19 protein-coding genes are annotated in these 24,109 nt (G+C 60.0%); 13 read left to right on the top strand and 6 right to left on the bottom strand.

The window, feature by feature from the left end; translation table 11 throughout:
• Positions 1-62 precede the first annotated feature (62 nt).
• Positions 63-2,459 (bottom strand): PAS domain-containing sensor histidine kinase, encoded by a 2,397-nt coding sequence (locus AB4O22_RS29675; protein ID WP_027912956.1) that lies wholly within the window; start codon positions 2,457-2,459, stop codon positions 63-65.
• A gap of 74 nt (positions 2,460-2,533) precedes the next feature.
• Between AB4O22_RS29675 and AB4O22_RS29670 the strand changes: the two genes are divergently transcribed.
• A complete protein-coding gene (locus AB4O22_RS29670) occupies positions 2,534-3,526 on the top strand; it encodes an alpha/beta hydrolase family protein (RefSeq protein ID WP_223471388.1) in 993 nt (330 codons plus the stop codon).
• Positions 3,527-3,554: 28 nt separating this feature from the next.
• Here AB4O22_RS29670 and AB4O22_RS29665 read toward each other — a convergent pair whose 3' ends face one another.
• Genes AB4O22_RS29665 through AB4O22_RS29655 form a run of 3 tightly spaced genes read right to left on the bottom strand, consistent with a single transcriptional unit; the run spans position 3,555 to position 6,017 of the window.
• Positions 3,555-4,322 (bottom strand): TerB family tellurite resistance protein, encoded by a 768-nt coding sequence (locus AB4O22_RS29665; protein ID WP_223471390.1) that lies wholly within the window; start codon positions 4,320-4,322, stop codon positions 3,555-3,557.
• 1 nt (position 4,323) lies between these two features.
• Entirely contained in the window at positions 4,324-4,995 is a 672-nt protein-coding gene (gene murU / locus AB4O22_RS29660; RefSeq protein WP_038857685.1) for an N-acetylmuramate alpha-1-phosphate uridylyltransferase MurU, read from the bottom strand.
• A complete protein-coding gene (locus tag AB4O22_RS29655; protein WP_223471391.1) occupies positions 4,992-6,017 on the bottom strand; it encodes an aminoglycoside phosphotransferase family protein in 1,026 nt (341 codons plus the stop codon). Before AB4O22_RS29655 ends, murU begins: the two co-directional genes overlap by 4 nt.
• Positions 6,018-7,139: 1,122 nt before the next feature.
• On the opposite strand from AB4O22_RS29655, the gene ltrA reads away from it, so the two are divergent.
• The 12 genes from ltrA (at position 7,140) to AB4O22_RS29595 (ending at position 23,082) form a co-directional block, all read left to right on the top strand.
• Positions 7,140-8,837 carry a group II intron reverse transcriptase/maturase gene (gene ltrA, locus AB4O22_RS29650; RefSeq protein ID WP_460095675.1) on the top strand — a complete coding sequence of 566 codons (1,698 nt, stop codon included), beginning with the start codon at positions 7,140-7,142 and terminating at the stop codon, positions 8,835-8,837.
• A 155-nt stretch (positions 8,838-8,992) separates the two neighbouring features.
• Positions 8,993-11,791, top strand: coding sequence for an LPS-assembly protein LptD (locus AB4O22_RS29645; protein WP_460095674.1), 2,799 nt, complete (start codon positions 8,993-8,995; stop codon positions 11,789-11,791).
• A complete protein-coding gene (gene surA / locus AB4O22_RS29640; RefSeq protein WP_223471393.1) occupies positions 11,772-13,088 on the top strand; it encodes a peptidylprolyl isomerase SurA in 1,317 nt (438 codons plus the stop codon). The genes AB4O22_RS29645 and surA overlap by 20 nt, the downstream gene beginning before the upstream one ends.
• Positions 13,085-14,074 (top strand): 4-hydroxythreonine-4-phosphate dehydrogenase PdxA, encoded by a 990-nt coding sequence (gene pdxA / locus AB4O22_RS29635; RefSeq protein ID WP_460095673.1) that lies wholly within the window; start codon positions 13,085-13,087, stop codon positions 14,072-14,074. Before surA ends, pdxA begins: the two co-directional genes overlap by 4 nt.
• Positions 14,071-14,889 (top strand): 16S rRNA (adenine(1518)-N(6)/adenine(1519)-N(6))-dimethyltransferase RsmA, encoded by an 819-nt coding sequence (gene rsmA, locus AB4O22_RS29630; RefSeq protein ID WP_223471394.1) that lies wholly within the window; start codon positions 14,071-14,073, stop codon positions 14,887-14,889. Before pdxA ends, rsmA begins: the two co-directional genes overlap by 4 nt.
• A gap of 115 nt (positions 14,890-15,004) precedes the next feature.
• On the top strand, positions 15,005-15,385 hold the full coding sequence (gene apaG, locus AB4O22_RS29625; protein WP_003206172.1) for a Co2+/Mg2+ efflux protein ApaG: 381 nt from the start codon (positions 15,005-15,007) through the stop codon (positions 15,383-15,385).
• Entirely contained in the window at positions 15,385-16,260 is an 876-nt protein-coding gene (locus AB4O22_RS29620) for a symmetrical bis(5'-nucleosyl)-tetraphosphatase (protein WP_363808143.1), read from the top strand. The genes apaG and AB4O22_RS29620 overlap by 1 nt, the downstream gene beginning before the upstream one ends.
• Before the next feature lie 32 nt (positions 16,261-16,292).
• Complete coding sequence (glpE, locus tag AB4O22_RS29615) at positions 16,293-16,622, top strand: thiosulfate sulfurtransferase GlpE (RefSeq protein WP_460105824.1); 330 nt, start codon at positions 16,293-16,295, stop codon at positions 16,620-16,622.
• A gap of 300 nt (positions 16,623-16,922) precedes the next feature.
• Positions 16,923-18,845: a PrkA family serine protein kinase gene (locus tag AB4O22_RS29610; protein ID WP_003206178.1), complete on the top strand. Its 1,923-nt coding sequence runs from the start codon at positions 16,923-16,925 to the stop codon at positions 18,843-18,845.
• Positions 18,846-18,958: 113 nt separating this feature from the next.
• Entirely contained in the window at positions 18,959-20,230 is a 1,272-nt protein-coding gene (locus AB4O22_RS29605; RefSeq protein ID WP_003206179.1) for a YeaH/YhbH family protein, read from the top strand.
• Entirely contained in the window at positions 20,227-21,792 is a 1,566-nt protein-coding gene (locus AB4O22_RS29600) for a SpoVR family protein (RefSeq protein ID WP_003206181.1), read from the top strand. The genes AB4O22_RS29605 and AB4O22_RS29600 overlap by 4 nt, the downstream gene beginning before the upstream one ends.
• A 63-nt stretch (positions 21,793-21,855) precedes the next feature.
• Complete coding sequence (locus AB4O22_RS29595; RefSeq protein ID WP_460095672.1) at positions 21,856-23,082, top strand: multifunctional CCA addition/repair protein; 1,227 nt, start codon at positions 21,856-21,858, stop codon at positions 23,080-23,082.
• A gap of 124 nt (positions 23,083-23,206) precedes the next feature.
• On the opposite strand, the gene folK is transcribed toward AB4O22_RS29595, so the two are convergent.
• Both folK and folB read right to left on the bottom strand, forming a co-directional pair.
• On the bottom strand, positions 23,207-23,725 hold the full coding sequence (gene folK, locus AB4O22_RS29590) for a 2-amino-4-hydroxy-6-hydroxymethyldihydropteridine diphosphokinase (RefSeq protein ID WP_003206185.1): 519 nt from the start codon (positions 23,723-23,725) through the stop codon (positions 23,207-23,209).
• On the bottom strand, positions 23,716-24,069 hold the full coding sequence (gene folB / locus AB4O22_RS29585; RefSeq protein ID WP_003206187.1) for a dihydroneopterin aldolase: 354 nt from the start codon (positions 24,067-24,069) through the stop codon (positions 23,716-23,718). Before folB ends, folK begins: the two co-directional genes overlap by 10 nt.
• Between the last annotated feature and the right edge of the window lie 40 nt (positions 24,070-24,109).

Genomic DNA, 24,109 nt, shown 5'->3' with positions numbered 1-24,109 from the left:
ACATCTCAATCAACGTGGGAGCGAGCTTGCTCGCGATTGGGCCCACCCAGGCAACCCACCCATCAGGCCCCATGCAACGGCACCCGCACCGACAGGGTCGTCCCCTCCCCCGGCTCACTCTCCAGGGACAATTGCCCGCCCATGATCAACACCCGTTCACGCATGCCGACCAGGCCAAAGGAGGTTGGCCGACCCGTATCGGCAATAAATCCTACACCGTCGTCGCTGACGGTCAGGCACAATTCGTCGCCCTCCTGAACCAGCGTCAGCTCTACAGTATGCGCTTGGGCATGGCGCATCACGTTGGTCAGCGCTTCCTGGAGAATCCGGAACAGGCCAATGGCCTTGGCGTCACTCAGGGCCGGCAGATTGTCCGGCACCTGCACCAGGCATGGAATCTGCGTTCGCGCCTCGAAACGCCGAGCCTGCCATTCGATGGCCGAGGCAATGCCAGCATCCAGAATCGGCGGGCGCAACGCCGTCGCCACGTCCCGCACCAGTTGGAACAACTGGGCAATCAGGCGCTTCATGCTGTTAAGTCGCTCATGCAGGCCTGGGTCGAGTTGTGCGTAGGCCAATTCACACATGGATGTTTCTAGCTTCAACACCGTCAACATTTGGCCCAGCTCGTCGTGGACTTCCCGGGCAATACGCGCCTTTTCCTCTTCCCGCACGCTTTCCAAGTGCGCCGACAATTCGCGCAACTGTTCCCGGGAGCTGGCCAGCTCCAGCTCGATGCGCTTGCTTTCAGTGATGTCCCAGACAATTCCGTCCCAGACATAAGCGCCATCTTCGAGACGGCGGGTGATCGCCTTGATCTCGGCCCAGCGCTCCTGGCCTTCGCGGGTCAGGATGCGGCCCTGCCATGACCAGTCACTGTCGGTGTCCAGCGCCTGGTCCTGAGTGCGGTGGTAATCGGCCTTGTCCTGCGGGTGCACCAGGCTGCGCAGCCCGGTATCGCTGCGGGCCAGGGTTGCAGGGGAATAACCCACCAGGCTTTCGCTGCCTTCGCTGATGTAGGCAAAGTCGATCTGGCCGGTCACCGGCGCCCGCTCCAGGCGAAAGACCAGGCCCGGCACGTTGGCGGCGATGCCTTGCAAGCGCGCTTCACTTTCGCGTAACGCCGCCAGGGCACGTCGGCGCTCGGTCACGTCGTTGAGGTAGACCACCAGGTATTCGGCGTCGCGAAAACGCAGGAAGCTCAGGGAAACGTCAGCCGGCAAGATGCTGCCATCGGCTCGCACGCATTCGGTTTCGAAACTCTGCGGCCCCTCTTCACTGGCCCGGGCGCGCTTCCACAGATTCAGCCAGCGATCCATGTGCAAGCCCGGCTCGAAGTCGATCAAAGGGCGGTCGATGATGGCGCCCGAGGCGTAGCCAAGCATGGTTTCAGCCGCTCGGTTGGCATAACGCACGTGGCTGTCCCAATTGACCCAGAGGATGCCGACCGTACTTTGATCGATGGAAAACTGCGTCAGGCGCAAGGCTTCCTCGCTGGCAGTACGCTGGGCGATGTCCTCCCTCGCGGCACGCAAACGGCGCTCCAGTGCGCGTTGCTGGCGGCGCTGCCAGAAGACGATGGCGACGCTGCTGAGCAGCAGGGCCAGAATCAATAGGGTCAAGTTCTGCCAGAAGCCCGGGGTCTCGGTCAGGCGTGGATATTTTGGCTTGAGCCAACGGCTGTGCAGTTGCTCCAGCTCCTTGGCCGGGATCGCCTGCAATCCGCTGTCGATGATCTCGGCCAGTTCCGGCCAGTCCCGGCGCGTGGCAACCCGCAGCAACTGCGGCAGGCCGATGTCGCCCACCACCGCCAGCTCGGCGAATTCGGGCTCGACCATCAGCCGCCCGAGCTGTGCCTCGTCGACCACCGCGTATCGAGCCTGCTGGGTCAGCAATAATTGCAGGGCCTCGCGCTCCATCGGTACACCTTGCAGATTCAGCGCCGGGTAGTTGCTGCGCAGGTAATCGGCCGTCGCGCCGGGCATGCGCACCGCGACCCGGGCCTGGGTGTCGATTTTTTCCAACTCCACCCCTTCGGCGCCCTTCTGCGCGCCGACGATCAATTGCGGCACGCGCATGTAGGGGTCGGAAAACTGCCAGAGCTTGAGTCCGCCCGGGGATTGGGTCAGGCCCGGAGCAACGTCCACCTCGCCGGCACGCACCGCTGCTTCCAGTTGTGCCAGGTCCTGGAAGTTGCGCCAGGTGAGTTCGACGTTCAACGCCTTGCCCAACCATTGCATCAACTCGACGTTAGTGCCAGACAAACGCTGCAGGCGCCGGTCGTATTGGGCATAGGGCGCCTGTAATACCAGGCCGACCCGCCATTGCGGATGTTGCACCAACCACTGGCGCTGCCCTGCATTCAATTGCACCCCGTGCGCCGACGGCGCGGGCGCGGCCCACGCCATCAAGGGAAGCCATAAACAGCCGATAACCCACAGGCAGCAAAAACGCATCATCGAAGTCTCATGCACTGACAAATACTGACCAACCCATTAGGCTGCCGGAAATACTTCTGGTCATGGAATAACCGATGCCCTCTGTTTATCGCCTGGCGTTGCCAGCATTGTGCCTGTCGCTGATCCTGCCAAGTGCCTTTTCTGTACAGGCCAGCGAAACGGCGCCCGCCGCGCAGCAACCTGCCGAGGAAAAACCCGTCGAGCGCCAACCCTTGCTTGAGCGTAGCCAGGAAGAAGCGACCGCACTTGAGCGAAAAGTCCCGGCCCAGGAACAACAACAGTTACAGACCGGCAGCGATGCCTTCCTGGCACTGTGGAAACCGGCCAATACCAGCGACCCCAGGGGCGCAGTCATCATAATCCCCGGTGCTGGCGAAACAGCTGACTGGCCTCAAGCTATCGGCCCGTTGCGTAAAAAATTGCCCGATGTTGAGTGGAGCAGCCTGAGTATCACCCTGCCGGACTTGCAAAGCGACGTCATTGCGCCGCGCGTGGTGGAAGCACCGCCCGAGACCAAGCCGGCCGATACCGCTGCTGCAGCACCGGACGCCACCACGGCGGCGCCAATCGAACAGGTCGCAGGCGGCGAAGCCGATGCGGCAGATCCTGTCGTCGCCCAAACCGATGAAGAACATGCCAAGGCCGACGCCGAGCGCATCTTCGCCCGTATCGATGCAGCACTGGCCTACGCCGAACAGCAAAGCGCACGCCGCATCGTGCTGCTGGGCCATGGCACTGGCGCCTATTGGGCGGCGCGTTACCTGAGTGAAAAGCAACCCTCGCAGGTCGAACGCTTCGTGATGGTGGCCGCCCAGACCCCGACCACCGCCAAGCCGGCCCTGGCCGAACTGACCTCGACCTTGAAACTGGCGACCGCCGACATTTTCTACATGGACAAGCCGCTGGATCGCAACGCGGCGCTGGAGCGCTTGCAGGCGAGCAAACGCTTGAAAGGCTCGACCTTCAGCCAGGTGTCCCTCAAGGCCCTGCCGAACCCGGCGGCGGAGCAGGAGCAGCTGTTTCGTCGGGTTCGGGGCTGGTTGAATCCGCAGAACGCGGGGGAGTAAGGCTGACTCCGGCACCGCCCACCGTGGGCTAGCGAAAATCCCGCCGCTCGCGAATCAACCGATAGGCGTTATGCAATTCCCGGGTTTTGTCGGTGGCTTCACGCACCTGCATGGGCGTTGCTCCGCTGCCGGCAATCTTGTCCGGATGATGACGACTGAGCAGGCGTCGGTAAGCGCGCTTGATCTGTGACGGTTCGCTGGTGGCCGAAACCCCCAGCAGGCGCAAGGCTTCCTGATAGGTCACCGCGCTGTTGGGCCGCGACAGTTTCTGCGGCTCGTAATCAGCCGCCAGCGCCTGGACCTGTTGCGGCGTCCAACCCAACCAGCGGCCCCACTGGGCCACCAGTGCTCGCTCGCTGACACCGGCACGCCCATCGGCCCAGACCATCCGCCAACACGCGCGCAATACCCCTTCAGCCGCATGCGGCTGGACGGCCAGGCGGCGCATGTAACCGCGCAAGCGATCGTTCCCCGACTTGCCTCGATTGAACGCGGCGATCGCCCGGCGTTGCGCCGACTCGCTCAAGTCCAGTGCACGCATCTCCTGGCGAGCCTGCTGGATGTGGCCATCGACCACGCGGCCATCGCTTTTCGCCAACCGCCCCAGCAATACAAACAACAACTCATCGTTGCGCAACGCCGGGCGTCCACCCAGACGCTCACGTACCTGCGCCCAGCCCTGCAGATTCAGGCGTCGATCCAGCGCCTGCCCCAACAATGCCCCAAGCATGGCCCCCGGAATGCTGGCTATGGCAAAGCCCGCCCCGGCTCCAATCAGAGTCCCTGGCCACCACATATCAACCGCTCGCTTCTATCAAGGTTTCGACCTGCGCCAAACGTTCATGGGTGCCGACATCGACCCAATGCCCTTTGAGGTGCTCGCCACTGACGCGCCCCTCGGCCATGGCCGCGCGCAACAGCGGTGCGAGCTTGAACGCACCGTCCGAGCAACCGTCGAACAACCGCGGGTGCAGGACGGCGATGCCGCTATAGGTCAGGTTGTCGGCAGGCGCTTGCCTATCGTGAACCTTTCCGTCGACCAGGACGAAATCGCCGTCTGGGTGATGCTCAGGATTATCGACGAGCACCAGGTGCGCCAACCCTTCGAGCGGCCGGCGCAAAGCGCTGAAGTCGTAGTCGGTCCAGACATCGCCGTTCACCACCACAAACGCTTCGTCGCCCAGCAGCGGCAAGGCCCGGAAGATTCCACCGCCGGTTTCCAGCGGCTCGCCCTCAGGGGAAAACCGAATACTCACGCCAAACCGTGAACCATCCCCCAGGTGATCTTCGATCTGCTGACCGAGCCAGGCGTGATTGATCACGATCTCGGTGAACCCGGCCCTGGCCAGCGCCCGCAGGTGGTATTCGATCAAGGGAACACCACCGACGCGAATCAACGGCTTTGGCGTGGTAAGGGTCAAGGGCCGCATGCGCTCGCCCTTGCCCGCCGCCAGAATCATCGCCTTCATGCCGTTGCTCCGGCCGATTGCCGCAGGCTGCCCAGCAGTTCATCGAGCGGTGCCAGTTCCGGACGACGGGCAATGACCGCTTCTATATAAGCAAAGAAGCGCGGCACATCACCGAGGTAGCGTGGCTTGCCATCACGATGACAAATGCGCGCGAATATCCCGATGACCTTGAGATGGCGCTGCACGCCCATCAAGTCGCTGGCCCGCAGGAAGTCCTCGAAGTCCGGCTGGACGGGAATGCCGAGGGCGCCGGCCTGCTGCCAGTAACTCTCCAGCCAGCCGCGCACACGTGCCTCGGGCCAACTGAGGAAGGCGTCCTTGAACAGGCAGGTCACGTCGTAGGTGACGGGGCCATAGACCGCATCCTGAAAATCCAGCACGCCGGGGTTCGGCACGCTGAGCATCAGGTTGCGCGGCATGTAGTCGCGGTGCACCAGCACTTTGGGCTGGGCCAGGGCGCTGTCGATCAGCAGCTCGCTGGCCCGCTGCCAGAGTTGCTGCTGGGCCGAATCCAATTCGATACCCAGCTCGCGCTTGACGTACCACTCGGGGAACAATTCCAGCTCCCGACGCAGCAACGCGACATCGTAGCTCGGCAACGGCGCAACCATCGGCAATTGCTGGAAAGCCAGCAAGGCTTGCAGGGCATCGCGGAACAAATCGTCGGCATTTTCGCCGTTGATCACGTCCAGATAGGTCTGGTTGCCCAAGTCATTGAGCAAAAGAAAGCCGCGTTCGAGGTCTTCGGCATAAATTTTTGGCACGTTAATGCCGGATTTCGCCAGCAAAAAAGCAATATCCACGAAGGGTTTGCAGTTTTCCTGGGGCGGTGGCGCATCCATTACGATCAAACTGCGACCCTCGCCTTCCCAGCGGAAATAACGCCGGAAACTCGCGTCACTGCTGGCGGCGGTCAACGTGGCCGGGGGTACGGCGCCCCAGTCCTGTTGAGTGAAAAGGATCGGCAGTTGTTCATCGAGCCAAACTTTCAGGTGTTGCAAGCGTACATCTTGGTCGGGCATTGCAAGGGTCTCCGACGGCGCTAGCCGTCAAGCGGGTCATGCTTTATTATCCAGCATCTTGTGCGACACGCGTAGCGTGCCTCCAGCTTCGCGATGAGGAGTCATCGTGAAGGGTTCTTGCAAAGGAACCAACAGCCCGGCAGCCAATTCGGGAAACAAAACCGCCCAAGGAGTCCTTCGCTTAAAAAGACTCGTTGTCGCTGCGGCGCAATAGCGAACCCAAAACCACTTAGCACTCGGAAGCGTGGTTATGGTCCGGATTTCGGACTGGGAGTGCTTACTTCATCACATCGGCCTCATGGCCTTACTCTGACGGGAAGAATCCCCGCAGGGGTTCCTCCTTCTGCAAATAGGGGGAACATCACCCAGACAAGCCGTTTTCCTACGGTCCTTGTCCATTTCAACTGGAGACATGAGCGAAAGTTCTGTCTGTCATTGTCCAACTGTTGCAGTCACTGAACAGTAGCGGACTCGTTGTGCGACCAACGATAGCCTAGGAAGACATGCGTCACTGGTAACGGTGGGGTATGAAGCTCTTCCGACAATGTAGCCCCCGTCAGGGCGTGATCTTGCTGCGAGGCAAGTCATGGATGCTCGGAGCAGTACCGGGTTGAGGCGCTAGGCTGGCTGGCAAGGGCAACGTAAGTGAACTGCTGATAAACGCCGTAAGGATAACCATGCCCAAACTGCTGTCAGGCATGAACCAAAAGGTACGAGGCCAGATATTCCTGTGGGATGTGGGAATACGTCGCTGCACAAGCCTCCGGCGAAAAGGCAGGTCCTAAACCAGTCGTGTGACAGTCAGGGAACGTGGTAAGCCCGTATGGCTGCCTTCGGGCAGGCAAACCGCAAGGTGAACTGTTGGCTGTGCGGGTATGGGATCGCAGAGAAAGCGAACGCCGGGCTGTAATGGTTCGGATAGGGATTGGAACATTATCCCACGGGAAACCGGGCAGACTTCTGCGTGGTCTTTCGTCGCATGAATGCTGATTGAGCCTGTTTCAATGAACTTCGAGGTCCAGAAATACCGGACCTTCCAATAGTCCAACCCTGACGGGAGCGCCCCTCCCCATCAGGGGATGCGTACGTCTTTTGCTCAGGGTCATCTGAGAGGAAGGCAGCATGATAGAACACAGCCAAATGGCCGTGTCTGCGCCTTCCGACGTTCCGCAGCAATGGCACGACATCGACTGGTGTCGCGTTCAGCGGAACGTTCGGGCAATGCAGATACGGATTGCGAAGGCTTGTCGGGAAGGCAACTGGCGCAGGGTGAAAGCCTTGCAACGGATGCTGACCCGCTCACGCTCGGCCAGATACTTGGCCGTACGGCGAGTCACTGAAAACCAGGGTAAGCGCACGGCGGGAGTCGACCGCGTGCTCTGGGATACACCGGATGCCAAATGGAAAGCGGCAGATGGATTGAAGCGCCACGGGTATAAACCTCGGCCGCTACGGCGAGTGTTTATCCCAAAGTCGAATGGAAAGGAGCGCCCTTTGGGCATCCCGACCATGACTGACAGGGCAATGCAGGCGTTGTACTTGCTTGCTCTGGCGCCCATCGCAGAAACCACGGGTGATCCCAATAGCTACGGCTTCAGGATCGAACGCTCGACGACGGATGCGATGGGGCAGTTGTTCGTTTGCCTGTCCAAGAGGCTATCGGCCAAATGGGTTTTGGAAGCGGACATCAAGGGCTGCTTTGACCATATCAACCACGACTGGCTGATCCACCACGTCCCTACGGACAAAATGGTTCTTCGCAAATGGTTGAAAGCAGGCGTGATCCATAAAGGCCAGCTTCAGGCAACGGATGCCGGTACACCTCAAGGCGGGATTATCTCGCCGACCTTGGCAAACATGGTGCTGGATGGCCTGGAAACACAGCTCAAGCGATATCTGGGCGTGACACGGGCCAAGAAGCTGAAAATCAATGTAGTGCGATATGCGGACGATTTTGTGATCACTGGCGAATCGAAAGAGGTGCTCGATAGCGAAGTCAAACCTTGGGTGGAGCAGTTCCTCGCGGTGCGCGGATTGCAGTTATCCCCTGAGAAAACCCATGTCGTCCATATAGATGCAGGCTTTGACTTTCTGGGTTGGAATTTCCGCAAGTACGGCGGGAAGCTTCTGATCAAGCCGAGCAAGAAAAACGTGAAAGCGTTCTATCGCAAGGCCAAGGAGGTCATCAGCACCAACAAAGCGGTGACGCAAGAGGATCTGATCCGATTGCTGAACCCGATGCTGCGAGGCTGGGCGTTCTATCACCAGCCAGTAGTCGCCAAGAAGGCGTACAGCCGCATGGACTTTCAAATATTCCAAGCGCTATGGCGCTGGGCAAAACGGCGACACCCGAACAAAAACCTCGACTGGATCAGGAAGAAGTATTTCCAACTCATCGAGGGTCGAAACTGGGTGTTCTGCACCACGTTACTGACAGAGACTGGGGACAAAGAGGAGATCAGGCTATACACCCTTGAGGCTACGCCGATCGAGAGGCACAGAAAAATCAGCGGGGAGTACAACCCGTTCGATCCTTCGATGGAGGAAATGGGCGAGAAACTGCGGATGTCCCGGATGCTCGGGAAGCTGAAATACCGTAAACAAGTATCAAACCTGTTTCAATCGCAAAAAGGTCTGTGTTTACTGTGCAAGAACCCGATAACCAGGGAGACGGGGTGGCACGACCACCACATCATTTATCGCTCACAAGGCGGTGGTGACTCGCTAAGCAACCGGGTACTATTGCATCCCATTTGCCACCAGCAGCTTCATGCTCGTGGGCTAACAGTGAACAAACCGGCTCCCGATTTCGGGGGTTAAGTAGAGACTTGAGCCGTATGCGCTGAAAGGCGCACGTACGGTTTTTAGGGGGGAGCAGGCCAGAAATGGTCTGTTCCTACCCAACTTTCAGACCATCGAGAGGCGTGCGGCCCACACCGCGGGCAGATGGCACGCAGGAAGCCCGGACTAATAAGATGGCATTGAAATCCCCCGCGTTTCGTAAAAAATTTCCGTTGCTGGTTACCGGCAGTCTGCTGGCCCTGCAACCCCTGGCCTCTTCATTCGTCGTCGCGGCGCAGCAGTATGACTGCTCCGTCTCCGCTTCGGGTGCCTGGGACTGTGCGCCCAAGACACCGGCCGCCGCGTTGCCGCCGCGTCCCGTGCATGACGGCAGTGCGGTTTCCGACAGCGGCGCGGCTCCGGCCGACAGCAGCTCGGGCGAGGAAGCCGGCGAAAAGCCGATGCTCGTTACCGAAGCCAAGGGCCATGGCCTGAAGTCGCGCAGTGCAGACTACAGTCACCTGGATTGGGTTCCACGAGAGAACCTCACCCCTGCGCAATTGGCTGAAACCGGGCCTTACTGCTCGGGTGCCTATATCGAGCCGACTCGTCCTGGCATGAACGACAAGACGGCCAAGAGCGACGCCCCCACCTTCCTCGGCGCCAAGGCTTCACGCTATCAGCAGGAAGAACAGGTGGCGACCCTGGCCGGTGACGTGGTCATGCGCCAGGGCAGCATGCAGGTCGAGGCCGACGAGGCCAGCCTGTACCAGGCCGAAAATCGTGGCGAGCTGAGCGGCAACGTGCGGGTTCGCGACAACGGAGCACTGATCGTCGGCGACCACGCCGATGTGCAGCTGGACACCGGCGAAGCCAAGGTCGACAACGCCGAATACGTGATGCACAAGTCACGCATCCGCGGTAACGCGTTGTACGCCAAGCGCGCCGAGAACGCGATCATCCGTCTCAAGGACGGTACGTACACCACGTGCGAACCGAACAGCAACGCCTGGACGCTCAAGGGCAACAACATCACCCTGAACCCGGCCACCGGCTTCGGTACCGCGACCAACGTCACGCTGCGGGTCAAGGACATTCCAGTCCTGTACACGCCTTATATTTATTTCCCGATCGACGACCGTCGCCAGTCCGGCTTCCTGCCGCCGACCATCGGCAGCGGCAGCGACACCGGCTTCCTGCTGGTCACTCCGTACTACTTCAACCTGGCACCGAACTACGATGCCACGTTGTACCCGCGCTACATGAGCAAGCGCGGCCTGTTGATGGAAGGCGAATTCCGCTACCTGACCAAGTCCAGCGAAGGTCAGTTCGGCGCGGCGTACCTCAATGACGAAGAAGACGAACGCGCCAAGCAGACCGACTACAGCAAGACTCGCTACATGTACAACTGGCAACACAAGGGTGGCCTGGACTCCCGCGTGGCGACTGAAGTCGACTACACCAAGATCAGCGACCCTTACTACTTCCAGGATCTGCAGACCGACCAGATCGGTGTCGAGTCCAGGGATTATGTGAACCAGCAGGGTGCGGTCAGCTATCGCGGCGATACCTATACGGCGCGCTTGAACGTCCAGGCCTATCAAATGGCCACGATTTCGAACATCACGCCTTATGACCGTTTGCCACAGATCACCTTCAACGGTGCCCTTCCGCAACATCCGGGGGGCCTGGATTTCGCCTATAACACCGAGTTTGTGCGGTTTGATCGTGATTTGAGGACCGGCGACTATACGGATGAAAACGGTAACACCGAGCCATTCCTGGACCGGAACGTCCAGGGTCTGGCCCGCGCAACCGGCGACCGGATGAATCTGGCCCCCGTCGTCAGCCTGCCGATGAATGCAAGCTATGGTTTCATCAAGCCGTCGCTCAAGTACCAATACACCCAATACGACCTGGATCTGGATAGCCAAGGTAAACAAGACATCGCCAACCAAGGCGCTGAAGGTGATCGCCTGAACGGCACCTACAGCAGGAATCAGAGCCGTGGCGTTCCAATCGCCAGCATCGACAGCGGCCTGTACTTCGACCGCAACACCCAGTGGTTCGGCAAGAACTATCGCCAGACATTGGAACCACGCCTGTACTACCTCTATGTGCCAGAGAAAGACCAGAGCGACATTCCGGTCTTCGACACCAGCGAAAGCACCTTCAACTACTCCTCTCTGTTCCGGGATAACCGCTTCACCGGTTCCGACCGTGTCGGCGACGAGAACAAGCTGTCGCTGGGCGTGACCAACCGCTGGATCGAAGAAAACGGCTTCGAGCGTCAGCGCATCAGCGTTGGCCAGGCCTTGTACTTCAAGGACCGCGAGGTCCAATTGCCCGGCATTGACGCCAGGACTCGCGAAGACGCGCATTCGAACGTTTCGCCTTACGCGCTGGAATACGAATACCGCTGGAACCGCGATTGGCGCACGACCGCCGACTACAACTGGGACCCAGATTCCCACAGCCCTCGCTCGGGCAGCGCGATGTTCCACTACCAGCCTGAAGACAACCCGAACAAGGTTATCAATGCCGGTTATCGCTATCGCAACGACCAGATTCGCTACGACCAGACCACTGGCCAGTGGCAAGTGGGCGGCGGCGACTATGGCACCCCAGGCACTCCTGGCTACGTGAAGGACTACTACAAGATCAAACAGCACGACTTCTCGGTCATCTGGCCGATCGTGCCGCAGTGGAACGCGATAAGCCGCTGGCAGTATGACTACAACCGCAACCGTACCCTGGAAGCCTTCGGTGGTTTCGAATACGACAACTGCTGCTGGAAACTGCGCCTGATCAACCGTTACTGGGTCGACTATGAAGAGTTCAGTCAAGCCGCCCCGGAAAACGAAAAAGGCGACCACGGCGTCTTCCTCCAAATTGTTCTGAAGGGACTCGGCGGCCTCACCGGCGCCAAGGTAGAGAGCTTCCTCGACAAAGGCATCCAAGGTTATCGTGAACGTGAAGATCAAGCTTTCTGATTGTCTGCGCCCGCTGATGCTGGGCGCGCTGTTCCTGGGTACCGCGGCCAACGCCGCGGTACAGTCCATCGATAAAGTGGTGGCCATCGTCGACAACGACGTGGTCATGCAGAGCCAGTTGGACCAGCGCGTCCATGAAGTGCAGCAAACCATCGCCAAGCGCGGCGGTGGCCAGCCGCCACCAGGCGTACTGGACCAGCAAGTGCTCGAACGCCTGATTGTCGAAAACCTGCAGTTGCAGATCGGCGAACGCTCCGGCATTCGCATTACCGATGAAGAACTGAACCAGGCCGTCGGCACCATTGCCCAGCGCAACAACATGAGCATCGACCAGTTCCGTGCCGCCCTGGCCCGCGACGGCCTCTCCTACGAGGACGCCCGCGATCAGATCCGCCGTGAAATGGTCATCAGCCGTGTGCGCCAGCGCCGTGTGGCCGAACGCATCCAGGTGTCGGAACAGGAAGTGAAGAACTTCCTCGCCTCGGACCTGGGCAAGATGCAGCTTTCCGAAGAACTGCACTTGGCGAACATCCTGATTCCTACCCCGGAAAGCGCCAACTCCGAAGCGATCCAGAGCGCTTATCGCCAGGCGATGGATGTCTACCAGCAGCTCAAGCAAGGCGCTGATTTCGGTCAGATGGCCATTGCCAAGTCCGGCAGCGACAACGCCCTGGAAGGCGGTGACATGGGCTGGCGCAAGCCCGCTCAACTGCCGCCTCCGTTCGACCGCGAACTGAGCGCCATGGCCGTGGGCGATATCACCCAGCCAGCTCGTACGCCAGGCGGCTTCATCATCCTGAAAGTGCTGGAGAAGCGCGGTGGCGGAACCCAGGTCCGTGACGAAGTGCATGTTCGCCACATCCTGATCAAGCCAAGCGAGATTCGCAGCGAAGCCGAGACCAAGCGCCTGGCGGAGAAACTCTACGACCGCATCGAAGCGGGCGAAGACTTTGCCGAACTGGCGAAGAGCTTCTCGGAAGACCCGGGCTCAGCCCTCAACGGCGGCGACCTGAACTGGGTTGACCCCAATGCACTGGTTCCAGAATTCCGCCAGGTCATGGCCGACACGCCGCAAGGCCAGCTGTCCAAGCCGTTCAAGAGCCCTTATGGCTGGCATGTGCTGGAAGTCCTCGGCCGCCGCGCCACCGACAGCACCACCCAGGCTCGCGAACAGCAGGCGATGACCGTATTGCGCAACCGCAAATACGACGAAGAGCTGCAAACCTGGCTGCGTCAGATTCGCGACGAAGCCTACGTTGAAATCAAACTCCCTGGTGCAGACCAGGCAGCGCAGTGAAACCCAAGCGTTTCGCGCTGACCCCCGGCGAACCAGCCGGCATCGGTCCCGACCTGTGCCTGCTGCTCGCCTCGCAAGCCCAGCCACATCCCCTGATTGCCATCACCAGTCGCGACCTGCTCCTTGAGCGGGCCGCGCAACTGGGGCTGGTCGTCAACCTGTTGCCCGTGACACCGCAGGCCTGGCCGGACGTCCCGGCGCCCGCCAACAGCCTGTATGTCTGGGATACGCCCCTGGGCGCTCCGGTCGTCACAGGGCAGTTGGACAAGGCCAACGCTGCGTTCGTCCTCGATACCTTGACCCGCGCCGGCCAAGGCTGCCTGGACGGGGCCTTCGCCGGCATGATCACCGCCCCCGTGCACAAAGGCGTGATCAACGAATCCGGGATTGCCTTTTCCGGGCACACCGAATTCCTGGCTGAACTGACCCACACCGCGCAAGTGGTGATGATGCTCGCCACCCGTGGCTTGCGAGTGGCCCTGGTGACCACTCACCTGCCCTTGCGGGACATCGCCGACGCCATTACCGCGCAACGCCTGGAGCGGGTCACGCGCATCCTGCACGCCGACCTGCAGGAAAAATTCGGCATCGCCCAGCCACGCATCCTCGTCTGTGGGCTCAACCCCCATGCCGGTGAAGGCGGACACCTGGGCCGTGAAGAAATCGACATCATCGAACCCACCTTGGAGCGCTTGCGCAGCGAGGGCATGGACCTGCGTGGCCCGCTGCCTGCCGACACTCTGTTTACCCCAAAATATCTGGAGCACTGCGACGCGGTGCTGGCGATGTACCACGACCAAGGCCTGCCCGTACTGAAGTACAAAGGCTTTGGCGCGGCGGTCAACGTGACATTGGGCCTGCCGATCATCCGCACCTCCGTGGACCACGGCACCGCCCTGGACCTGGCCGGCAGCGGCAAGATCGATACCGGCAGCCTGCAAGTCGCGCTGGAAACCGCCTACCAGATGGCCGAGACCCATTTATGACCGAGCAATACCAACACCGCGCGCGCAAGCGTTTCGGCCAGAACTTCCTGCATGACGCCGGCGTGATCGATCGCATCCTGCGCTCGATCCGGGCCAAGCCCGACGACCGCCTGCTGGAAATCGGCCCGGGCCAAGGCGCCCTGACCGAGGGCCTGCTCGACAGCGGCGCGCAACTGGACGTGGTGGAACTGGACAAGGACCTGGTGCCGATCCTCAACCAGCAGTTCGCCGGCCGGAGCAATTTCAGCCTGCATCAGGGCGACGCGCTGAAGTTCGACTTCAATAGCCTGAACGCCGCGCCGAACAGCCTGCGGGTGGTGGGAAACCTGCCATACAACATCTCCACGCCACTGATCTTCCACCTGCTGAGCAACGCCGGCCTGATCCGCGACATGCACTTCATGCTGCAAAAAGAAGTGGTCGAGCGCCTCGCCGCCGGCCCTGGCGGTGGTGACTGGGGTCGCCTGTCGATCATGGTCCAGTACCATTGCCGGGTCGAACACCTGTTCAACGTAGGCCCGGGTGCATTCAACCCTCCGCCGAAAGTCGACTCGGCCATTGTCCGCCTGGTGCCCCACGCCGTCCTGCCGCACCCGGCCAAGGATCATCGCCTGCTGGAGCGGGTGGTGCGCGAAGCGTTCAACCAGCGCCGCAAAACCTTGCGCAACACCTTGAAACTGCTGCTCAGCAGCGCCGAAATCGAAGCCGCTGGCGTCGATGGCAGCCTGCGCCCCGAGCAGTTGGACCTGGCAGCGTTCGTGCGCCTTGCCGACAAGCTCAGTGAACAGGCCACCCCGCAAGTCGACGCCAACTGAACGGGTGACGATCGCTATCGGGCAGTACGCCAGTCTGGTCTACTACCCGATACTTGGCCTAGACTGATCTCTTGAGTCGCGCCCGCGTCCCGCTTCGTTTTTAAGGCCTTTTTGCATGTCCGATCCTCGTTACCAGGTCGACGTCAGCGTCACCACCCGTTTTCTGGCAGAACAGTCGCAACCCGAGCATGACCGCTTCGCTTTCGCCTACAGCATTACCGTGCGCAACAACGGCTCCTTGCCGGCCAGGCTGCTGTCACGTCATTGGATCATCACCGACGGCGATGGCCATGTCGAAGAAGTGCGCGGCGAAGGTGTGGTCGGCCAGCAGCCGTTGATCGACGCTGGCAAAAGCCACAGCTACAGCAGCGGCACGGTGATGACGACCAAGGTCGGCACCATGCAGGGCACCTACCAGATGCTGGCCGAGGACGGCAAACGCTTCGACGCCGTCATCAAACCTTTTCGCCTGGCCGTGCCCGGAGCCCTGCACTGATGGCTACGTATGCGGTCGGCGACCTGCAAGGCTGCCTCGATCCGCTCAAGTGCCTGCTGGAGCGCGTTGCTTTCGATTCTCAAAAAGACACGCTGTGGCTGGTGGGCGACCTGGTCAACCGTGGCCCGCAGTCCCTCGAGACGTTGCGCTTTCTCTACAGTATTCGTCAGTCGCTGGTGTGCGTGCTGGGCAACCACGACCTGCATCTGCTGGCTGCCTGGCAGAACATCGAGCGCCTGAAAAAGTCCGACACCTTGAGCGAAATTCTCGACGCCCCCGATTGCGTTGAACTGCTGGAGTGGTTGCGCCAGCAGAAGCTCATGCACTACGACGAGGCGCGCAACCTCGCACTGGTCCATGCCGGCATCCCGCCCCAATGGTCCCTGCGCAAGGCGCTCAAGTGCGCCGGCGAAGTCGAACAGGCATTGCGCGACGACAATCTGTTCGCCCCCTACCTGGATGGCATGTACGGCAACGAGCCGGTCAAGTGGGACAACGACCTCACCGGCAGCGCTCGTCTTCGCGTCATCACCAATTATTTCACGCGCATGCGCTTCTGCACCCGCGACGGCAAGCTCGATCTCAAGGGCAAGGAAGGCATCGAGACGGCGCCGCCCGGCTATGCCCCCTGGTTCAAGCACAGTGAGCGCAAGACCCGTAACCTGAAGATTATTTTCGGACACTGGGCGGCACTGGGCGGCCAATCCGACGAGCCCGGCGTCTTCGCCCTCGATACCGGTTGCGTGTGGGGCAGTGCCATGACCCTGATGAACGTCGACACTGGCGAGCAACTGCATTGCGATTGCGATGAACAGGGCCACGCCAAAACCCATCACCCGACCACTGCACCATTGCCGGCCGGCACTGCCGTTTGACCGGCGTTGCGCTTCAGCTACAGGAGCCCCTCATGAGCGAATTCAAACGCATCCCCCCGGAACAGGCCCAGGCCCTGCGCGAGCAAGGCGCGGTCGTCGTCGACGTCCGCGACCCAGCCACTTTTGCGGCTTCGCATATCAGTGGCTCCCGGCATCTGGATAACCATTCCATCGCCGACTTCATCCGTGCCTCCGACCTCGATGCACCTACGGTCGTGGTCTGCTATCACGGCAACTCCAGCCAGAGCGCAGCCGCCTATCTGGTCAGCCAGGGCTTCAGCGACGTCTACAGCCTGGACGGCGGTTTCGAGTTGTGGCGTGCGACTTATCCTTCAGAAACAGCGCAAGACAATCACGAATAATTTTTTATGCCGTCCAAGCCCGCGTGAACCGTGGGCTTGAGCGATGGCAGACGAACGGTCTGCCATAACTAATTACGTATTCCACCTTTACCTCCGCGATTCCGAACTATCCTTAGCCTCAGGCCATCCAAAACAGGGGAGAGCCGGTACACCGGCGCGCGGGTCATCGGGAGTCAGCTTTCAAGAACCTGTATTCTTGAAAGCATTCTGGGGGGTAAAACGGCAACTGGGTTCCCAGCGGCTGTCCAGCATCGACTGATTGATCCGACACCGGCTCCACGTATCGAGCGAGGTGACGTCATGAGCATTTTTAGCCACTTCCAGCAACGTTTCGAGTCCACGCGGCAGGAGGAATACTCGCTGCAGGAATACCTCGAACTCTGCAAGCAGGACCGCAGTGCCTATGCATCGGCTGCGGAGCGTCTGTTGCTGGCAATCGGAGAACCGGAGCTGCTGGATACCTCGACCAATTCGAGGCTCTCGCGAATCTTTTCCAACAAGGTGATTCGCCGCTATCCGGCCTTTGCGGACTTCCACGGGATGGAAGAATGCATCGAACAAATCGTGTCCTATTTCCGCCATGCCGCCCAAGGCCTGGAAGAGAAGAAACAAATCCTTTATCTGCTCGGCCCCGTGGGTGGTGGTAAATCGTCCCTGGCCGAGAAGCTCAAGCAACTGATCGAAAAAGTGCCCTTCTACGCCATCAAGGGCTCGCCGGTGTTCGAATCGCCTCTGGGTCTGTTCAACGCCACTGAAGATGGCGCGATCCTCGAGGAAGACTTCGGCATTCCACGCCGCTATCTCAATACCATCATGTCGCCATGGGCAACCAAGCGCCTGGCCGAGTTCGGCGGTGACATCAGCCAGTTCAAGGTGGTCAAGCTCTACCCATCGATCCTCAACCAGATCGCGGTGGCCAAGACCGAACCGGGTGACGAAAACAACCAGGATATTTCCGCCCTGGTGGGCAAGGTCGATATCCGCAAACTGGAAGAATTCCCACAGAACGACGCCGACGCCTACAGCTATTCGGGCGCGCTGTGCCGGGCCAACCAGGGCCTGATGGAATTCGTCGAAATGTTCAAGGCGCCCATCAAGGTGCTGCACCCACTGCTGACCGCCACCCAGGAAGGCAACTACAACAGCACCGAGGGCCTCGGGGCCATTCCGTTCACCGGCATCCTGCTGGCCCACTCCAACGAATCGGAATGGCATACCTTCCGCAACAACAAGAACAACGAGGCCTTCATCGACCGGATCTACATCGTCAAGGTGCCGTACTGCCTGCGAGTGAGCGACGAGGTGAAGATCTACGACAAGCTGCTGTTCAACAGTTCGCTGTCCAAGGCTCATTGCGCACCCGACACCCTGAAGATGCTTGCCCAGTTCACGGTGCTGTCGCGTCTCAAGGAACCGGAAAACTCCAACATCTATTCGAAGATGCGCGTGTACGACGGTGAAAACCTCAAGGACACCGATCCGAAGGCCAAGTCGATCCAGGAATACCGCGACAACGCGGGGGTCGATGAAGGGATGAACGGACTGTCCACACGTTTCGCGTTCAAGATCCTGTCCAAGGTCTTCAACTTCGACCCTCACGAGATCGCGGCCAACCCGGTTCACCTGCTGTATGTGCTGGAACAGCAGATCGAGCAAGAGCAATTCCAGGCCGAAACCCGCGAGCGCTACCTGCGCTTCCTCAAGGAATACCTGGCCCCGCGCTACATCGAGTTCATCGGCAAGGAAATCCAGACGGCGTACCTAGAGTCCTACAGCGAGTACGGCCAGAACATCTTCGACCGCTATGTGCTGTACGCAGACTTCTGGATCCAGGACCAGGAATACCGCGACCCGGAAACCGGCGAAATACTCAATCGCGTCGCCCTCAACGAGGAACTGGAAAAAATCGAGAAACCGGCGGGCATCAGCAATCCGAAGGACTTCCGCAACGAGATCGTCAACTTCGTACTGCGCGCCCGGGCCAACAACAACGGCAAGAACCCAACCTGGCTCAGCTATGAAAAGCTGCGGGTGGTCATCGAGAAGAAAATGTTCTCCAACACCGAAGACCTGCTGCCAGTCATCAGTTTCAACGCCAAGGCCAGCAAGGAGGACCAGCAAAAACACAACGATTTTGTCACACGCATGGTCGAACGTGGCTACACCGACAAACAGGTACGACTGCTCTCCGAGTGGTATCTGCGGGTCCGGAAATCGCAGTAAGCAGCGGCAAGCTTCTAGCTACAGCCTGTAAGGGAACGGCGTTGAGCCCATGGCTCGACGCCACGCCCCTTGCAGCTTGAGGCTTACGACTTGAAGCTCCCTCGGAGGGGCCTATGAGCTATGTGATCGACCGACGCCTTAATGGCAAGAACAAGAGCACGGTGAACCGCCAACGGTTTCTGCGGCGTTACCGTGACCACATCAAAAAGGCCGTCGAAGAGGCGGTCAGCCGGCGTTCCATTACCGATATGGAGCACGGCGAACAGATCAGCATCCCCGGTCGCGACATCGACGAGCCGGTGCTTCACCATGGTCGCGGTGGCAAACAGACCGTCGTGCACCCCGGCAACAAGGAATTCACCAGCGGCGAGCACATCCCCCGTCCCCAGGGCGGAGGCGGCGGCAAGGGTCCCGGCAAGGCCGGCAACTCCGGCGAAGGCATGGATGAGTTCGTGTTCCAGATCACCCAGGAGGAATTCCTGGAGTTCATGTTCGAGGACCTGGAACTGCCGAACCTGGTCAAGCGCAACCTGACCGGCACCGACACGTTCAAGACCGTGCGTGCAGGTATCAGCAATGAAGGCAATCCGTCGCGCATCAACATCATCCGCACCCTTCGCTCAGCCCACGCCCGGCGCATCGCGCTGTCGGGCAGCAGCCGAGCCAAACTGCGCGAGGCCAAGGAAGAACTGGCCCGCCTGAAACGCGAAGAACCCGACAATTTTGGCGACATTCAGGACCTTGAAGCGGAAATCGAGAAACTCAGCGCCCGCATCCATCGCGTACCGTTCCTCGACACGTTCGACCTCAAGTACAACCTGCTGGTGAAACAACCAAACCCCAGCTCCAAGGCGGTGATGTTCTGCCTGATGGACGTCTCCGGTTCCATGACCCAAGCCACCAAGGACATCGCCAAGCGTTTCTTTATCCTGTTGTACCTGTTCCTGAAACGGAACTACGACAAGATCGATGTAGTGTTCATCCGCCATCACACCAGTGCCCGGGAAGTGGACGAAGAGGAATTCTTCTATTCCAGGGAAACCGGCGGCACCATCGTTTCCAGCGCCCTGAAGCTGATGCAGGAGATCATGGCCGAGCGCTACCCCGCCAACGAATGGAACATCTATGCAGCCCAGGCGTCGGACGGTGACAACTGGAACGACGATTCACCAATCTGCCGCGACATCCTGATCAACCAGATCATGCCGTTCGTCCAGTACTACACCTACGTGGAAATTACTCCACGCGAACATCAGGCCTTGTGGTACGAATACGAACGGATTGCCGAAGCTTTTTCCGACACATTTGCCCAACAGCAATTGGTCTCGGCCGGGGATATCTACCCGGTCTTCCGTGAACTCTTCCAGCGCAGGTTAGTGACATGACCGCCAAAAAAGAGCAGAAGCGCCAGCCCATTTCCACCGGCTCCGAATGGACATTCGAGCTGATCAAGGCCTACGACCGCGAAATCAGCCGTATCGCGGACCGTTATGCCCTCGACACCTACCCGAACCAGATCGAGGTGATCACCGCCGAGCAGATGATGGACGCCTATGCGTCGGTCGGCATGCCGCTGGGCTATCACCACTGGTCCTACGGCAAGCACTTCCTCAGTACCGAGAAATCCTACAGCCGGGGCCAGATGGGGCTGGCCTATGAGATCGTCATCAACTCCGATCCGTGCATCGCCTACCTGATGGAAGAAAACACCATCTGCATGCAGGCCCTGGTGGTGGCGCATGCCTGCTATGGGCACAACAGCTTCTTCAAGGGCAACTACCTGTTCCGCACCTGGACCGATGCCAGCTCGATCATCGATTACCTGGTGTTCGCCAAGCAGTACATCATGCAATGCGAGGAACGCCATGGTATCGACGCGGTGGAGGACCTGCTGGACTCCTGCCACGCCCTGATGAACTACGGCGTGGACCGCTACAAGCGGCCATATCCGATTTCCGCCGAAGAAGAACGCCGGCGCCAGAAGGATCGCGAAGAGCACCTGCAAAAACAGATCAACGATCTGTGGCGCACCATTCCCAAAGGTGCAGACAAGTACAACGAAAAAGACAATGCCCGGTTCCCTGCCGAACCCCAGGAGAACATTCTCTATTTCATTGAAAAACATGCGCCGCTGCTTGAGCCGTGGCAGCGGGAAATCGTGCGCATCGTGCGCAAGATCGCCCAGTATTTCTATCCACAGCGCCAAACCCAGGTCATGAACGAGGGCTGGGCCACGTTCTGGCACTACACGCTGATGAACGACCTGTACGACGAGGGACTGGTCACCGACGGCTTCATGATCGAGTTCCTGACTTCCCACACCAGCGTGGTATTCCAGCCCGGCTTCGACAGCCCGTACTACAGCGGTATCAATCCTTACGCACTGGGCTTCGCCATGTACCGCGACATTCGGCGCATGTGCGAAAACCCCACCGAGGAAGATCGTCGCTGGTTCCCGGACATCGCTGGCTCGGACTGGTTGTCCACCATTAAATTCGCCATGAGCAGCTTCAAGGACGAAAGCTTCATCCTGCAGTACCTCTCGCCCAAGGTGATTCGCGACCTGAAACTGTTCAGCATCCTCGATGACGATCAGAAAGATGACCTGCTGGTACCTGCCATTCACGATGAGGGCGGCTACCGCATCATTCGCGAAACCCTGGCGGCGCAGTACAACCTGGGCAATCGCGAGCCCAATGTGCAGATCTACAGCATCGACCGCCGCGGAGATCGCTCGCTGACCCTGCGGCACCAGGCGCACAACCGCAAACCGCTGGGCGACTCCACCGACGAAGTGCTCAAGCATCTGCATCGCCTCTGGGGTTTCGACATCCACTTGGAAACCCTGCAAGGCGACCAAGTGATGAAAACCCATCACGTGCCACCCAGAGGCGAACAAGCCGAAGGAGACTACGGTCGCCTGGATCTGGCCGTCATTCATCTTTGATCCCGTTTTCGCCTCCGGACGTCCGACGCAAAGGTTATCCTGTCGGACCAACGGAGGTTTTTTATGCAGATCTATAAAGTCGGCGGCGCCGTTCGCGACCGCCTGCTGGGCATTCCCGTCACCGACATCGATCGGGTCGTGGTGGGTGCCACCGCCGAGGAAATGCTCGCCAAGGGATTTCGCCCAGTGGGGGCCGATTTTCCGGTATTCCTCGACCCGAAGAGCGGCGAGGAGTACGCCCTCGCCCGCACCGAACGCAAGAGCGGCCGAGGTTATGGCGGCTTCGTGTTCCATGCCAGCCCTGAAGTGACCCTGGAGGAGGACCTGGTTCGCCGGGACCTGACGATCAACGCCATGGCCGAAGATGACCACGGCAACCTGACCGATCCGTACCATGGTCAACGCGATCTGGAAGCCCGCGTGCTACGCCACGTTTCCCCCGCTTTCGCCGAAGATCCCCTTCGAGTCCTGCGGGTTGCCCGCTTCGCCGCGCGTTATGCTCCGCTGGGTTTCAAGGTGGCGGACGAAACCCTTGAACTGATGCGCCAACTCAGCGATTCCGGCGAACTGGAAGCACTGACGGCCGAGCGCAGCTGGAAAGAAATTTCCCGCGCCCTCATGGAAAAACAGCCACAGGTATTTATCCAGGTCTTGCGCGACTGCACGGCCCTCAAGGTCCTGATGCCAGAGGTCGATGCGCTGTTTGGCGTGCCCCAGCCTGAAGCCCATCACCCGGAAATCGACACCGGCGTCCATACCCTGAGCGTGCTGGAACAAGCCGCCCTGCACCAACAACCGCTGACGGTCCGCTGGGCCTGCCTGCTCCATGACCTGGGCAAAGGCCTGACACCCCGACACGAATGGCCACGACACATCGCCCATGAGCACACGGGGCTGAAGCTGATCAAAGCGGTCAACGAACGCTTCAAGGCTCCCCGCGACTGTCAGGAATTGGCGTTACTGGTTGGCCAATACCACACCCATGGTCATCGCGCGCTGGAGCTCAAGGCGTCAACTTTGCTTGAGCTGCTGCAGAGTTTCGATGTGTACCGTCGACTTCAGCGCTTCGAGGAGTTCATCGCAGCCTGCGAGATGGATGCACGGGGGCGCAAAGGGCTTGAAGACAGAAGTTATCCACAGGCTGATTATTTGCGGGGCGCAGCGGCAGCAGCCCGCGCGGTGGCGGTGCAGCCTTTGCTGGAGAAGGGCTTCAAGGGACCGGAGCTGGGTGAGGCGATCAAGCGCGAGCGCCTCAAGGCGTTGAAAGGCTACAAGGAAGCGGCGAGCTGACGGGCGTTCGTGTCAGTTTGCATTTTGGCTGGATGTTCCGCCGTCATCGCGAGCAAGCTCGCTCCCACAGGGATCTCGGTATACCTGTGTGGGAGCGAGCTTGCTCGCGATAGCGGCAGGCGCCTCAGCGCAGATTCGATGGCGTAAGCTGCTGGCCTCGCCATTCGAAAGCCACTGGCGCCAGCACTTGGTCGATCTGCGATTCCTCCCACAAAGTAGCGAAGCTTTTGCCCACGCCTGGGTGAATCCGATCCGGCGCGATCAACGACAAAGGCCATAGGACGAAGGCGTTCTTGAGGATTTCCGCGCGCGGCAGGATCAGCCCATCGAAGTTGCCGACCTGTTCGCCATACAACAACACGTCGATATCCAGCGGCAGCCCCTTGCGGTCCGGCGCATAGCGACCGTTGTCCGCCTCGATGAACTTGAGACGACGATCCAGCTCCATCAGGGGCAGATCCGTGAAGGCCGAGACGACGAAATTGAAGAATGGCCCGCTCTTGATACCCACCGGCTGGCTCTCGAACACGGCCGAACAGCGGATGTCCACCAGGAAACCGGCCAAGGCTTCAAGACCGGCGCACAGATGGGTTTGGCGCTCGATATTGCTGCCGAGCCCGAGAAAAACCTGAGTCAGCGACATCCGCGCTCGATCTCCACACCAACGCCGCTGGCCGCCGGTACGGCGCCAGGCTTGGTTAATTTCAGACGCAGCCAGGTGATCTTGAACTCGTCCATGAGCTCCTGGGCCAATCGCTCGGCAAAGGTCTCGACCAATTGGAACTGCGCCTGTTCGGCAAATGCCTGGATGCGCGACGATACGCTGGCGTAGTCGAGCGCCAGGGTCAGGTCGTCACCCGCAGCGGCCGGGCGGTTGTCCCAGGCGAAGCTCAGGTCAAGCCGCAGGCACTGTCGAATGCCTCGCTCCCAGTCGTAGGCCCCGATTACCGTGTCGACTTCCAGGCCCTCGATAAACACTCTGTCCAAGCACTCTTCTCCGCAGCACGACAAGGGCGCAATGCGCCGT

This window comes from Pseudomonas sp. S3_B11 (assembly GCF_054667715.1).
This window is presented reverse-complemented; position numbering and strand designations above follow the sequence as displayed.